14 protein-coding genes are annotated in these 13,435 nt (G+C 71.5%); 5 read left to right on the top strand and 9 right to left on the bottom strand.

Annotated features, from left to right (window positions below; all coding sequences use genetic code 11):
- The coding region (locus G3I65_RS30565) for an AAA family ATPase (protein WP_160699181.1) at nucleotides 1-1,119 on the top strand (1,119 nt) is incomplete at its 5' end.
- An 84-nt stretch (nucleotides 1,120-1,203) separates the two neighbouring features.
- Here G3I65_RS30565 and G3I65_RS30560 read toward each other — a convergent pair.
- From G3I65_RS30560 to G3I65_RS30550, 3 genes are all read right to left on the bottom strand, one after another.
- Entirely contained in the window at nucleotides 1,204-1,704 is a 501-nt protein-coding gene (locus G3I65_RS30560) for a DUF3455 domain-containing protein (protein ID WP_160699180.1), read from the bottom strand.
- Nucleotides 1,705-1,787: 83 nt separating this feature from the next.
- Nucleotides 1,788-3,353, bottom strand: coding sequence for a sodium:solute symporter (locus tag G3I65_RS30555; RefSeq protein ID WP_160699179.1), 1,566 nt, complete (start codon nucleotides 3,351-3,353; stop codon nucleotides 1,788-1,790).
- Between the two features lie 15 nt (nucleotides 3,354-3,368).
- Entirely contained in the window at nucleotides 3,369-4,574 is a 1,206-nt protein-coding gene (locus tag G3I65_RS30550; protein ID WP_163046782.1) for an anhydro-N-acetylmuramic acid kinase, read from the bottom strand.
- Between the two features lie 141 nt (nucleotides 4,575-4,715).
- On the opposite strand from G3I65_RS30550, the gene ftsY reads away from it, so the two are divergent.
- Nucleotides 4,716-5,999: a signal recognition particle-docking protein FtsY gene (ftsY, locus tag G3I65_RS30545; RefSeq protein ID WP_160699178.1), complete on the top strand. Its 1,284-nt coding sequence runs from the start codon at nucleotides 4,716-4,718 to the stop codon at nucleotides 5,997-5,999.
- 170 nt (nucleotides 6,000-6,169) lie between these two features.
- Here ftsY and G3I65_RS30540 read toward each other — a convergent pair whose 3' ends face one another.
- On the bottom strand, nucleotides 6,170-6,640 hold the full coding sequence (locus tag G3I65_RS30540; RefSeq protein WP_160699177.1) for a hypothetical protein: 471 nt from the start codon (nucleotides 6,638-6,640) through the stop codon (nucleotides 6,170-6,172).
- A gap of 140 nt (nucleotides 6,641-6,780) precedes the next feature.
- Between G3I65_RS30540 and G3I65_RS30535 the strand changes: the two genes are divergently transcribed.
- Nucleotides 6,781-7,281 carry a GNAT family N-acetyltransferase gene (locus G3I65_RS30535; protein WP_160699176.1) on the top strand — a complete coding sequence of 167 codons (501 nt, stop codon included), beginning with the start codon at nucleotides 6,781-6,783 and terminating at the stop codon, nucleotides 7,279-7,281.
- Between the two features lie 4 nt (nucleotides 7,282-7,285).
- Here the strand turns inward: G3I65_RS30535 and G3I65_RS30530 are convergent, their stop codons facing one another.
- Entirely contained in the window at nucleotides 7,286-7,564 is a 279-nt protein-coding gene (locus G3I65_RS30530; RefSeq protein ID WP_160699175.1) for a hypothetical protein, read from the bottom strand.
- A gap of 6 nt (nucleotides 7,565-7,570) precedes the next feature.
- Nucleotides 7,571-8,347 (bottom strand): IclR family transcriptional regulator, encoded by a 777-nt coding sequence (locus G3I65_RS30525; RefSeq protein WP_160699174.1) that lies wholly within the window; start codon nucleotides 8,345-8,347, stop codon nucleotides 7,571-7,573.
- Nucleotides 8,348-8,459: 112 nt separating this feature from the next.
- On the opposite strand from G3I65_RS30525, the gene aceB reads away from it, so the two are divergent.
- Nucleotides 8,460-10,037, top strand: a complete 1,578-nt coding sequence (gene aceB, locus G3I65_RS30520; RefSeq protein ID WP_160699173.1) for a malate synthase A — start codon at nucleotides 8,460-8,462, stop codon at nucleotides 10,035-10,037.
- A complete protein-coding gene (locus tag G3I65_RS30515; protein ID WP_160699172.1) occupies nucleotides 10,038-11,225 on the top strand; it encodes a DUF6986 family protein in 1,188 nt (395 codons plus the stop codon).
- 3 nt (nucleotides 11,226-11,228) lie between these two features.
- Here G3I65_RS30515 and G3I65_RS30510 read toward each other — a convergent pair whose 3' ends face one another.
- From G3I65_RS30510 to G3I65_RS30500, 3 genes are all read right to left on the bottom strand, one after another.
- Nucleotides 11,229-12,455, bottom strand: coding sequence for a DUF2786 domain-containing protein (locus G3I65_RS30510; protein WP_160699171.1), 1,227 nt, complete (start codon nucleotides 12,453-12,455; stop codon nucleotides 11,229-11,231).
- A 124-nt stretch (nucleotides 12,456-12,579) separates the two neighbouring features.
- Complete coding sequence (locus G3I65_RS30505; RefSeq protein WP_160699170.1) at nucleotides 12,580-13,062, bottom strand: MarR family winged helix-turn-helix transcriptional regulator; 483 nt, start codon at nucleotides 13,060-13,062, stop codon at nucleotides 12,580-12,582.
- A gap of 1 nt (nucleotide 13,063) precedes the next feature.
- Nucleotides 13,064-13,435: CdaR family transcriptional regulator (locus tag G3I65_RS30500; protein ID WP_203612550.1), on the bottom strand; the 372-nt coding region annotated here is incomplete at its 5' end.

The following is a 13,435-nucleotide window of genomic DNA, read 5'->3' as shown; positions in this document are numbered from 1 at the left end:
GAACGCGCCGAGCGCGCCGCCGCGGCCCGCAAGCGCGGCGCCGAGATCGCCAACGCCGTCGTCAACGGCGGTGAGCTGGCGCTGGAGCGCATCGAGCACTCCGTCCAGCGCGCGGCGACCGAACGCGACGAGGTCCAGGCCCGCCGCCAGACCCGCGAGCAGGCGCTGACCGGCGTCCGCGCCAAGGTCCGCGAGCTGACCGGCGAGCTGGAGAAGCTGACCGACGCCGTCCACCGCGACGAGGTCCTGCGCGCCGAGCAGCGGCTGCGGCTGGAGACGCTCGAAGCGAAGATCGCCGAGGACTTCGGCATCGGCCTGACGGATCTGGTGCAGGAGTACGGCCCGGACGTCCCGGTCCCGCCGAGCGCCGGTGAGATGGCCGAGTACGAGGCGGCCAAGGAGCGCGGCGAGGACGTCACCCCGCCGCCGCCCATGCCCTACGACCGCGACACCCAGGCCCGCCGTGCCAAGCGCGCCGAGAAGGACCTGTCGTTGCTGGGCAAGGTGAACCCGCTCGCCCTCGAGGAGTTCGCGGCGCTGGAGGAGCGGTACAAGTTCCTCTCCACGCAGCTGGAAGACCTCAAGGACACCCGCAAGGACCTCGAAGCCGTCATCAAGCAGGTCGACGAGAAGATCCTCGAGGTCTTCGCCGGCGCGTACGCCGACGTCGCCCGCGAGTTCGAGACGGTGTTCGGCGTCCTCTTCCCGGGCGGCGAGGGCCGGATGGTCCTCACCGAGCCGGACGACCTGCTCAGCACCGGCGTCGACGTCGAAGCCCGCCCGCCGGGCAAGAAGGTCAAGCGGCTGTCGCTGCTGTCCGGTGGCGAGAAGTCGCTGGTCGCGGTGGGCATGCTGGTCGCGATCTTCCGCGCCCGCCCTTCACCCTTTTACGTCATGGACGAGGTCGAGGCGGCGCTCGACGACACGAACATGCGCCGGCTGATCGGCCTGCTGGAGCAGCTGCGCGACTCGTCGCAGCTGATCATCATCACCCACCAGAAGCCGACCATGGAGATCGCCGACGCGCTCTACGGTGTGAGCATGCAGGGCGACGGCATCACGAAGGTGATCTCGCAGCGCCTGCGCACGGCCGAGGAAGAGCCGGTCCCGGTCAGCTGACGTCAGCCCGTCGCCGCGATGTCGTGAATGACTCATTCATGTCGTCGGGTGACATGAATGAGTCATTCACGACATCAGTGGTGGCTACTTCGCGACCCAGAAGGAGTAGTCGGCCGAGTACGGCACCGCCGTCTGCGCTCCTGCCGCACAGGTCCCCGCCGGAGCGACGCCGCCGCGGGTGTCGAGGCGCTGGATGTACGTCACCTTGCCGAACACGCCGTCGCCGGTGTTGAGGTTCGCCTTGAGCAGCAGTTCCGGGATCGCACCTTCGCGCGGGGAGTTGGCCTGCGCCGAAGCGCCGACCGTGCTGCCGTCCACAGTGGACGTCCACACCGGGCCCTTGCTGTGCAGCGCCACCGGCTTGCCGTGTTTCGACAGCACCGCCGCGGGCTGGATCAGCGTCCACGCGCCGTTCGTACAGCCGTAGATCTGGACGCCTTCGCCGTAGTACGTGGCCAGGTGCCGGTTGCCGTCCGGGACCTTGATCGCGTCCGGTACGCGAGGGCCGGCCGGGGTGGCCGAAGCCGTCGCCGCGCCGCCGAGCAGCAGGGCGCCGATCGCGAGCGCCACCGTCATCCGTTTCATGTACCCACCTTCGATTCCTCCCGCCGCTTTCCGGCGGGCTCCCGCAGTCGACACGGGCGCCCGCCGGAAACGGTTCAGAAGGATCAGGCGGCGGTGACCTCTTCGCTCTCGCCCACGGCTTCGGCTTCGGCCGCCTTCGGGTCCGGCGTGCGGTGCCGCAGGGCCAGCAACCCGCCCACGACCAGCGTGATCACCACGCCGAGCAGCGTGTACCAGGGGTAGGCCAGCGCGACCTTGTCCCCGGCCGCCTTGCTGAAGTCGATCCCGATCAGCCCGCCGGTCTTCGCGCTGAACTTCACCCCGAGGATCACGAACGCCATCACCACGACCGTGGCCACGAACGCGATGATCGCGTCCACCTGACGCGCCTTCTTGATCAGCAGGCCGAGCAGGAACGACCCGAGCAGCGCGCCGTAGGTGTAGCCGGTGATGGCGAGGCCCAGCTCGATGACCGAGTTCTTCGTGGTGGAGAACAGCGAAGCGAACACCGCGAACACCACGGCCCAGATCAGTGTCCACATGCGACCGTGCTTGAGCAGCTTCGAATCTTCGGGTGAGCGCTTGGTGAAACGCTGGTAGAGATCGGCCACAGTGGACGTCGAGAGCGCGTTGAGCGCCGACGCCAGCGCACCCATGGTCGAGGCGAGCACCCCGGCGATGAGCAGCCCCGAGACTCCGACCGGCAGGTCGTCGATGATGAACCGCGAGAACACGTCGTCCGGGCTCTGCAGGCCGAGCTGGGCAACCGACTTGCGGCCGTTGAACACCCACAGCATCGCGCCGACCAGCAGGAACAGCGCGAACTGGATGGTGACGATGATGCCGCTGCCGATGAGCGCCTTCTGGCCGTCGCGCAGGCTGCGCGTGGCCATCAGCCGCTGGGCGATCAGCTGGTCGGCACCGTGCGAGGCCATCGACAGCGCCGCGCCGCCGAGCACCGCCGTGATGAACGCGTACGGGCTGGTCAGCAGGTTCTTCGTGAAGTCGACGAGCATGAACTTGCCGTCCGCCGACGCCTGCGTGGCCCAGTCGGCGGGCAGCTTGTTCAGCAGCACGATCGCGGCCACCGCCGCGCCGCCGAGGTACAGCGACAGCTGGATGACGTCGACCCAGACGACCGCCTTGATCCCGCCGATGTAGGCGTAGATCAGCGTCAGCGCGGTCAGGATGACGACGATCACCCAGTAGTCCAGGTGGATGTTGTAGTGCCCGAGGATCACCTTGATCGGGATGGCGCCGGCGAACAGGCGCACGCCCTCGGCGAGCAGCCGGGTGATCACGAACGTCACCGATGCCGTGCCCTGCAGCCCTGAGCCGAACCGCTTGCCCAGGAACGCGTACGCGCTCACGAGGTTGCCGCGGAAGTAGCGCGGCAGCAGCACGAACGCGGCGACCGTCCGGCCGATGATGTAGCCGAAGGCCAGCTGCAGGAACAGGAACGCGTTGCCGAAGACGAGCCCCGGCGTGCTGATCACGGTCAGCGTCGAGGTCTCCGTGGCGACCACGGACAGCATCACCGCGCCCCACGGGAGGCTGCGCTCGCCGACGAAGTAGTCGGCCGCCGACCGTTGCTTCCGGCCGACGAGCACGCCTATCAGCGGCATCGCCGCCAGGTAGATCACGATGATGGCGAGGTCAACACCGCGCATGGACTTCTCCTACCTTCATCCGGCCTTCTCCGCGACTCGCAACCGCGTCACAGTGCCCCCCAGCGGGGCGGGAAGGATCAGTGGCCCGGCGCCCGGGACGAGCGCGCCGAGCAGGCGCGGCCCGCGGGCTCCGGTCGCCGACGGGACGCTACCGGGTACGCCGCACCAGGTCAGCCAGCCCAGGAGCGCGGTCAGGTACGCCTCCTTGCCGGCGCCGGGCAGCCCGAGGTCGTCGCTGGTCTTGAGCACCGCGGACGGCAGGTGCCGCGCCAGCGCCGTCATCACCGCCGGGTTCCGGATGCCGCCGCCGGAGGCGATGACGATCGTGACGCCGTGGCGCACGCACTGGTCGGCCACGGTCACGGCGGTCAGCTCGGTCAGCGTCGCGAGCAGGTCGGCGGGCTCGGCCGGGGCGAGGCCGGCCAGCGCGGCGTCGAGGTAGGTCTCGTTGAAGTGCTCCTTGCCGGTCGACTTCGGCGGCGCGGCGGCGAAGTAGGGGTCGGCGAGCAGCCTGCCGAGCAGGTCGGAGCGCACCGAGCCGCCGAGCGCCAGCCGTCCGTCGACGTCGCTGCGGTGCCCGGTCACGCGGTGGGCGGCGAGGTCGAGCAGGGCGTTGGCGGGGCCGGTGTCGTAGGCGATGGCCGGTTCGCCGTCGGCGACGACGGTGATGTTCGCGATGCCGCCGAGGTTGAGCGCGGCGACCGGGCGCCCGGTGTCCTGAGCGAGGCCGCGCAGCCACAGCTGGTCGAGTGTGCTCGCCAGGGGAGCGCCGTGCCCGCCCGCGGCGACGTCGCGGGCCCGCAGGTCGGCGAGCACCGGCAGCCCGGTCCGCTCGGCGATCCAGGCGGGCTGGCCGAGCTGCAGCGTGCCGCGGACGTGACCGGCTTCGACCCAGTGGAACACCGTCTGACCGAGCGACGCGACCAGGTCCGCGCCGCCGGCCAGCTCTTCGACCCCGCGCGCGGCCGCCTCGGCGAACGCCTGGCCGACGCCGGTGTCGAGCCGGGTCAGCTCGCCCGCCGTGCAGGGGTTCGGCGGCAGGGCGGCGAGGAGGGCTTCGCGCAGTGGTTCCGGGTACGGGACGTCGAGTTCGCCGAGCGGGGTCAGCACCACCACGTCGTCCTCGGCGTGCAGGTCGGCGGCGGCCACGTCGATGCCGTCGATCGACGTGCCCGAAATGAGCCCGATCACCCGGAAGCCGTGGCTGGCGCGAATCCCCATCCGGAGGGGTTTAGTGCAGGCCTGGCTTGTGACGCAACCCACTTGGTGAAGTCTTGGCCCAATCGGGATCCACGTCGTTATGTATTGCCTGTGCGGACGGGGTGTCCGGCGGGCGCGGGCGCGGATGAAAGGATGGGTCCCGTGTCGAGCACCTGGTTCCTGTTCGTAGTCCTCGCCGTCGTCGTGCTGGTCGCCCTCCTGGTGACCGGTCTGCTGGTCGCGCGCAAGCGCCGGATCAGCCTGGACGCCAAGCGCGAGGTCGAGGAGAAACCGAAGGGCGGCTCCTACGCGGCCAGCGGGGGCATCGCGCTCGCGCCCGGCGGCGAGGCGCCCGCGGTCGAGCACCCGGTCGAGGACCGGCCGGAGACCGACGGCCAGCCCGCGGTGGGCGACGACGCCGCCGTGCCGCGCGATTCGGCGCAGCGCACGGTCCGCGACGTCAAGCTGCCCGAAGCGCCCGAGGCCGAGCCCGCCCCGGTCGTCGAAGAGATCGAGCCGGCGACGGGCCGCATGGAGCGGCTGCGCGGCCGCCTGTCGAAGTCGCGGTCGGTGTTCGGCACGAGCCTGCTCGGCCTGCTCGGCGCCGGCGACCTCGACGAGGACTCCTGGCAGGACGTGGAAGACACGCTGCTGATGGCCGACCTCGGCGCGGCGACCACGACCCAGATCGTCGACCGCCTCCGCGACGAGCTCTCGCGACGCGCGGTCCGCTCGTCGGCCGAGGCCCGCGAGGTGCTGCACGAGGTGCTGACGGCGCAGCTGTCCACCGACAGCGAGCGCGCGGTGCGGGCGCTGCCGCACATCGTCGACGGCAAGAAGCAGCCCGCGGTGGTCCTGGTGGCCGGCGTCAACGGCACGGGCAAGACGACGACCACGGGCAAGCTCGCCCGCGTCCTGGTCGCCCAGGACAAGACGGTGGTCCTGGGCGCGGCGGACACCTTCCGCGCGGCGGCGGCCGACCAGCTCCAGACGTGGGCCGAGCGCGTGGGCGCGGAGGTCGTCCGCGGCAAGGAAGGCGCGGACCCGGCGGCGGTCGCGTTCGACGCGGTCAAGCGCGGCGTGGACACCGGCGTGGACGCGGTCCTGGTCGACACGGCGGGCCGCCTGCACACGAAGACGGGCCTGATGGACGAGCTGGGCAAGGTCAAGCGCGTCGTCGAGAAGCAGGCGAAGGTCGACGAGGTCTTGCTGGTCCTCGACGCGACGACCGGCCAGAACGGCCTGATGCAGGCGCGGGTGTTCGCGGAGGTCATCGACGTGACGGGCATCGTGCTGACGAAGCTGGACGGCACCGCGAAGGGCGGGATCGTGTTCCAGGTCCAGCGCGAGCTGGGCGTCCCGGTGAAGCTGGTGGGTCTGGGCGAGGGGCCGGACGACCTGGCGCCGTTCGAGCCCGGCGCGTTCGTGGACGCCCTGCTGGGCTAAATCCGGACGGATTCGGCGGCGGGAGCCGGCGCGCTGCCCCGGTGACACACCGAAGCAGTCCCAGCCGCTCGGTCAGCGCGGGCGTCGGCCGGTCGACGACCATCGCTCGATCCCGCCAGGTCGTGGCGGCGAGGCCGGCCTGCTCCAGCCACACCAACGACCGGATCCCGCTAGAGCCGGAACAACGGCGTCCCGTCCGCCTTCCGCAGTCCCAGCTGCAGGATGACCGGTGCCGACGGGCGTCCCGCCGGGATGAGGCACGGTGATGTGCGGCGGGCCGCGACCGTGAGCCGGGACCAGCCGATGCCCTGCAGGGTGCGGCGGGCCGGGTCGACGACCATCGCCGCGCCGAAGTAGTCGCCGCCCGGGACGGCGATGCGGGCCGTGTGGCCCAGGACGACCGAGAAGACCGTGCCGGTGCGGCTGCCGGTCTCCTGCAGCGTGAGGATCACCGGCGTGCGGACCTTCGCGGCCGAGTGGTGGCGCACGGAGATCTCGACGGTGCCCGCGGGCGTCCGGCCCGGCCGCGGCCACGCCGGTGCCGGCGGCGAGCCGTCGAGCACGCGGTCGACCAGCCGGTCCACCAGGTTCGAAGCGGCGCCCTGGGCGAGCCAGGTCAGGGCGCCGGTGTGCGCGTCCATGCGGCCTCCGGCGATATTCGGATGACGGGCCCCCGCGCGGCGGCGCACACTCCCGGTATGCCCGGTTGACGCACTTCCGCTCGTGCCCCTCCTCGTACAGACGCTCCGAAGCCGTCATTCGCTACGAGAGAGGACCCATCATGACCGCCATCCACGGCGAACGGGTGCGCCTGCGCCCGATCGGCCCAGCGGACCGCGCCCGTGTGCGCGAAATCCTGGCCAGCCCCGAGGTCGCCCGCTGGTGGGGCGACCCGGATACCGAGACCGAGGGCCTGTACTCCGTCGAGGAGGGCTACTCGGTCTACGTGATCGAATTCGACGGCGTCGTCGTCGGCCTGATCCAGAGCTGCGAGGAGGTCGACCCCCAGTACCGCCACGCGGGCATCGACATCTCGGTCCACCCGGACTTCCACGGCCGTGGCGTCGGCACGGACGCCGTTCGTACCCTGGCCCGCCACCTCCTCGACGGCGGCCACCACCGCCTGACGATCGATCCGGCGGCGGCCAACGAGACGGCGATCCGGGTGTACGAGAAGGTGGGCTTCCGGCCGGTGGGCGTGTTGCGCCGCTACGAGCGGGCGGCGGACGGCAGCTGGCACGACGGCCTGCTGATGGACCTGCTGGCGGGGGAGCTGAAGTGAGGGGTCAGGCCTTGTCGGCGAGCTGCCGGACGAGCTGAGTGAGCTGGTCGACGCGGTTGGTCAGCTCGGCGAATCCGTCGGTGATCATGCGGTCGAGGCTGTCGACTTCCGCCTCGAGGCTTCCGCGTGCGGCCCCGCCGCCTCCCAGCTGCCGAAGCTGCTCGCGTTGAGTTTCGAGCAGGGCGTTCAGCAGCGAAGTGTTCACCGCCAGGATCCGCCGGATCTCAGCAGAGCGGTCGGCGCGAAACGGCTTAGGCATACGCTCACCGTAGCGGGCTCTCACTCAGCGTCAGACCGTGACCGCCGCCTGGGAGAGGCTGGCGCCCAGGGCGTCCGCCACCCGTTGTACCGCCGGGGCGATGTGGGCCACCGCCTCGGCGGTCAGCCGGCCCGACGGGCCCGAAACCGACACCGCGGCGGGCACCGGAGCACCCGGGACCGCCACCGCCACGCACCGGACCCCCAGCTCCTGCTCCGCCTCGTCCAGCGCGTACCCCTGCGAAGCGATCCGCGACAGCTCGACCGCCAGCGCGTCCGCGTCCGTGAACGTGTGCTCCGTGTACGCCGGCATCCCCGTCCGCGAAAGCAGCTCGCGGACGTCGGAAGCCGGCAGGTGCGCCAGCATCGCCTTGCCGACCCCGGTGCCGTGCGGCAGCAACCGCCGCCCGACCTCGGTGAACATGCGCATCGAGTGCTTCGAGGGGACCTGGGCCACGTACACGACCTCGTCGCGCTCCAGGACCGCCAGGTTCGCCGTCTCGCCGACCTCCTCCACCAGCTCCGCCAGCAGCGGGCGCGCCCACGCGCCGAACTGCATGCTCGCGTTCTCACCCAACCGGATGAGACGCGCGCCCAGCGCGTAGCGGCGGTTGGTGTTCTGGCGGACGTACCCCAGGTCCACGAGTGTGCGGATCAGCCGGTGGATCGTCGGCATCGGCAGCCCGGACAGCGTCGCCAGCTCGGACAGGCTGGCCTCACCGCCCGTGTCCGCGAGGTGTTCCAGCAGCTCGAAGGCACGCTGCAGGGACTGGACGCCGCCGTCGCGACCGTTCTTCTCCGCCGGCACGGTGGCCCTCCTTACGTCGGCGTTGAGCTTCCGCTATGCAGAAACTATAGTCCGGCTGGTAGAAAACCGTAGGGCCGTTATCCAAAGATCCGAACCCTCGAGGTGTTTCCCCATGTCTTCTGAAGTCCAGGTGCTGGGCGACCCGGTCGAGCGCGGCGACGAGATCCTCACGCCGGAGGCGCTCGCCTTCCTCGCCGGTCTCCACGACGCCTTCGCCGGCCGCCGCGACGAGCTGCTCCAGGCGCGGAGCAAGCGCCGCGAGGAGGCCCGGACCACCGGCAGGCTCGACTTCCTGCCGGAGACGAAGGAGATCCGCGAGGGCGACTGGCAGGTCGCCGGCGCACCCGAGGCGCTGCGCGACCGCCGCGTCGAGATCACCGGGCCGACCGACCGCAAGATGACCATCAACGCGCTCAACTCCGGCGCCAAGGTCTGGCTCGCCGACCTCGAGGACGCCAACACCCCGCACTGGGTGAACGTCGTGTCCGGACAGGTGAACCTCTACGACGCCATCCGCGAGACGATCACGCTGGAGAGCGGCGGCAAGAGCTACGCGCTCAAGGGCGACGTCGAGCACGCCACGATCGTGGTCCGCCCGCGCGGCTGGCACCTCCCCGAGAGCCACCTCAAGTTCGGCGGCCGCGAGGGCGTCGGCGCGCTCGTCGACTTCGGCCTGCACTTCTTCCACAACGCGGCGGAGCTGCTCAAGCGCGGCAAGGGCCCGTACTACTACCTGCCGAAGATGGAGAGCCACCTCGAAGCGCGGCTCTGGAACGACGTCTTCACCCACGCCGAGAAGACCCTCGGCATCGAGCACGGCACCGTTCGCGCGACCGTGCTGATCGAGACCATCCCGGCCGCGTTCGAGATGGAAGAGATCCTCTACGAGCTGCGCGAGCACGCCTCGGGCCTCAACGCCGGCCGCTGGGACTACCTGTTCAGCGTGATCAAGTACTTCCGCGACGCGGGCGAGAAGTTCGTGCTGCCGGACCGCAACTCGGTCACCATGACCGCGCCGTTCATGCGCGCCTACACCGAGCTGCTCGTGCGCACCTGCCACAAGCGCGGTGCGTTCGCGATCGGCGGCATGGCCGCGTTCATCCCGAGCAAGGACCCCGAGACCAACAAGGGCGCCTTCGACAAGGTGCACGCGGACAAGTCCCGCGAGGCAGGCGACGGCTTCGACGGCTCCTGGGTCGCGCACCCGGGCATGGTCGAGCTGTGCAAGGAAGAGTTCGACAAGGTCCTCGGCGACCGGCCGAACCAGCTCGGGCGCACCCGCGACGAGGTCAGCGTCACCGCCGACCAGCTGCTCGACGTCGCTTCGACGCCGGGTGGCGCGACGGCGGCCGGCCTGCGCGCCGCGGTCGACGTCGGCGTGCGCTACATCGCGTCCTGGCTCGGCGGCAACGGCGCGGCGGCCATCCACAACCTGATGGAGGACGCCGCCACCGCCGAGATCTCGCGCTCGCAGATCTGGCAGTGGGTCAAGAACGGGACCACTTTGGACACCGGCGACGCCGTCACTTCGGAGCTGGTCCGGGGCGTGCTCGCGGACGTCCGCGGCGAGCTGGCCGGCGAGCTGAAGCCGGAGCTGCTGGAGCCCGCCGTGGAGCTGTTCGAGCAGGTCGCGCTGGCCGACGAGTTCCCGGACTTCCTGACGCTGCCGGCGTACGAGCGGATCAAGTAGGTGCGTCTTCCCGAAGACGTCTACGCCGCCGCCGACGCGCGTCTGGCCGAGGCCGACGCGCGCGTCGCGGCGGCGTACCCGGGGGAGCGGCCGGGACGCCAGCCGGTGCACACGGTGTACGTGCCGGCGTCGCAGTACCGGACGCGCCTGGTCGCCGACTGGGGCAAGCAGGCGATGCGCGTGTTCGTCGAGCACGAGGACCTGCTCGACCTGCCGCCGGACGAGTACGAACGCGTGCGCCTCAAGCTGCTCACCGAGCCGATCGAAGACCTGCGGATCGACTTCGAGGACGGCTTCGGCCGCGTCCCCGACGACGTCGAGGACGCCGCCGCGCTGGCGGCCGGGCAGACGCTGGCCACCACGGGCGGGACGCCGTTCTGCGGCATCCGGTTCAAGAGCTTCGAAGCGGCGACGCGCCGGCGTGGGATCCGCACCCTGGACCTGTTCCTCACCGGGTTGCTCGACAACGGGCCGCTGCCGCCCGGGTTCGTCGTCACGCTGCCGAAGGTGACGGCGATCGAGCAGGTCTCGGTGGCGGCGGAAGTGCTGGCCCGGCTGGAATCCGCGTACGACCTGCCTGAGGGCGCACTCCGGTTCGAGGTCCAGATCGAGACGTCCCAGTCCATTGTGGACCTCGACGGGACGCTCGCGGTGCCGCGGATCGTGCAGGCGGCCGATGGCCGGTGCACGGGGCTGCACTACGGGACGTACGACTACAGCGCCGGCCTCGGCATCGCGGCGGCGTACCAGAGCATGGAGCACCCGGTCGCCGACCTCGCCAAGGGCCTGATGCAGGTCTCGGCGGCGGGCACCGGCGTCCGGCTGTCGGACGGCTCGACGAACAAGCTCCCGGTCGGCGACGCGCTGCCCGCGGCGTGGGCCGAGCACCTGCGCCTGGTCCGGCGGTCGCTGGAGCGCGGCTTCTACCAGGGCTGGGACCTGCACCCGCACCAGCTCCCGACGCGGTTCGCGGCGACGTACGCGTTCTACCGGTCGGGGTTCGCCGAGGCGGCCGGGCGGCTGACGGCCTACGCGGCGAAAGTCGACGGCGGCGTGCTCGACGAACCGGCCACGGCGCAGGCCTTGGCGGTGTACCTGCTGCGCGGGCTCGACTGCGGCGCGCTCGACGAGGGTGAGCTGCCGTTCGGGCGCCCGGAACTGGAGAAGTACGCCCGCCGCGAAGTCTGAGCGTCAGTCACCGAGGCGGGCGCGGTCGGCGGCCTCGCGGCCCGCGCCCCAGCCTTCGTGGCTGCGCACGGTCACCGACTTGTGCACCACCTCGGGGAAGCGCGTGCTGAAGGCCGACTCGACCTTCAGCTCGTGCGACGCCAGCACCGGCAGCAGCCGGGCCGCGTCCGGCGACTCCGCGACCGCCGTCGCGGCGGCCTGCTCCAGCCGCTCGCCGATCCGGGTGGCGTAGGCGACGAGGAACGACTTCCGGAACGCGCGGTCCCGGCCGGCCGGGTCGGCGATCATCGCCCGGGTGGCCTGGACGAGCAGCGACGTCGTCATCAGCTCGACGGCGTCCAGGTCGTCCTCGTCGCCGACGACGGTGACGTACCCCCAGCGCGGGTCGAAGATCGCCCGGCACCGGTCGGCCTTCGCGACGACGTGCACCAGCAGCGACTTGGCGTCGACGTACGGCGTGTCGAGCCAGATCCGCCGGGTGGCGGGGACGTCGGGCGCGGCCTCGCCCGCCTCGACCAGCACGCGGTCGAGGGCGTAGCGGGTCATCAGCTCCTGCGCCTTCGCCGAGAGGGCCTCGGCCTCCTCCGGGAACGAGCTGGACTCGGCCTTCGCCAGCAGCGCGCGCACCCGGCCGAGCTTCTTCTCGTCGACGGCGTGGTGCACGGGCCGTTCGGGGCTCGCGGTCCCCGGCACGGGCAGGACCAGGGTGACTTCGGGCAGTGTCAGCAGGAAGCCGAGGGCTTCGACCACCGTCGTCAGCGCCTCGGCCGGGGTGAGGATGTGCTTGGCCGCCCACTGCGTCAGGTGCGGTTCGGACCACCAGCGCGTGGCGCCCACGCCGGCGAGCCGGTCCCGCCAGCCCGGGTGCAAGGTCTCCGGCGCGAACCGCTCGACGTGGGCGGCGAGGGTGTCGAGGACGTAGGAGCGGGCGAACTCGTCGAGGTGGCGGCGAGCGGCCTGGTCGAGGTCGTCGGGCAGCCAGCCGCCGCGGCAGACGCGGGCGATGAGCCGCTGCCCGGCTTCGCGCGCCCCTTCGGCCAGTTCGGCCGTCAGGTCGAGGCCGGGCGCCAGCCGCTTCGCGTGCTTCTTGGCCGCGCCCGGGACACCCCGCGCGACCTCGTAGCCGGCGGCGAGGAGCGCGTCCCGGACTTCGGCGGCGGTCGGTGTTGAGCCGGCCCAGGGGACGGGTTCCGGCTCGGCCGGCCGCTTCCGGCGGTTCTTCTTGCCCACGCTGGGAGAGTGTGCCTCACCGGACAGCCCGGCCCGAAGCGCCCCAAGGCCACATTGGTTGCGTCTGACGCACCGAAGGCCGCCTTGGGTGCGTCTGACGCACCGAAGGCCACATTGGGGCGCTTCACCGCAGCCGGGGGAGGGCGTCGCGGGCCGCGTGGCTCAACGTCCGCAGGTCGTCCGCGAAACGCTCCCGGTGCTCCGCCGGGATCGGGCGGAAGAAGAACTGCTCGATGTTCTCCACGTGCACCCGGCTCGCCCGCACCGTCGTCTCCTCGCCCAGCGGCGTCAGCCGGACCAGCTGGACGCGGCCGTCGAGCGGGGACGGCGTGCGGGTCACCAGGCCGAGCGCCGCCATCCGGTCGACCAGCCGGGTCGCGCCGCCCGTGGTCAGGACCTGCTCCTGCGCGATCGAGCGCATCGTCAGCCCGTCCGGGCCCGCGCGGCCGACGATCAGCAGCACCTCGTACATCAGGTGCGTGATCCCGCATTCGCGCTCCAGTGCCCGCCCGAGCAGGTACTCGAGGCGGTTCGCCGCGCCCTGCAGCCGCCCGAAGGCCAGGATCCGCGGGTCGTACCCGGCCTGCTGGGCCGACGTGATCTCCACTTCACTCCTCCATGCGCAACGCGAGGTAGACGTCGAGCTGGTCGGTGAACTCGGTCAGGTCCGCGCCGAGCAGCTCGCCCGCCCGGCCGATGCGGTACCGCAGCGTGTTGACGTGGACGTGCAGCGCCTTCGCCGCCCGCGTCGGCGAGCCCGAGCACTCCAGGAACACGCGCACCGTGTGCACCAGGTCCGTGTGCTGCTCGGCGTCGTACTCCAGCAGCGGCCCGAGCACCCGCCGCCGCAACGCCGCGCGCAGCCCGGCGGGGGTGCCGGCCAGCAGCAGCCGGTGCGCGTCCACTTCACCGGCCTCGACGACCACGACGGTTCCCGCCCGCCCGGCCGCCACGTCCAGCGCGAACCGCGCCGTCGCGAA

This window comes from Amycolatopsis sp. SID8362, from assembly GCF_010550475.1.
Taxonomy (GTDB): Bacteria; Actinomycetota; Actinomycetes; order Mycobacteriales; family Pseudonocardiaceae; genus Amycolatopsis; species Amycolatopsis eburnea.
Note: the sequence above shows the minus strand (reverse complement) of the source record. Positions and strands in the feature narration are given on the sequence as shown.

Coding starts and splice junctions, on each gene's coding strand:
- G3I65_RS30535 (WP_160699176.1), top strand. CDS start 6,781: ATGACCGCCATCCACGGCGAACGGGTGCGCCTGCGCCCGATCGGCCCA.
- aceB (WP_160699173.1), top strand. CDS start 8,460: ATGTCTTCTGAAGTCCAGGTGCTGGGCGACCCGGTCGAGCGCGGCGAC.
- G3I65_RS30560 (WP_160699180.1), bottom strand. CDS start 1,704: ATGAAACGGATGACGGTGGCGCTCGCGATCGGCGCCCTGCTGCTCGGC.
- G3I65_RS30555 (WP_160699179.1), bottom strand. CDS start 3,353: ATGCGCGGTGTTGACCTCGCCATCATCGTGATCTACCTGGCGGCGATG.
- G3I65_RS30550 (WP_163046782.1), bottom strand. CDS start 4,574: ATGGGGATTCGCGCCAGCCACGGCTTCCGGGTGATCGGGCTCATTTCG.
- G3I65_RS30540 (WP_160699177.1), bottom strand. CDS start 6,640: ATGGACGCGCACACCGGCGCCCTGACCTGGCTCGCCCAGGGCGCCGCT.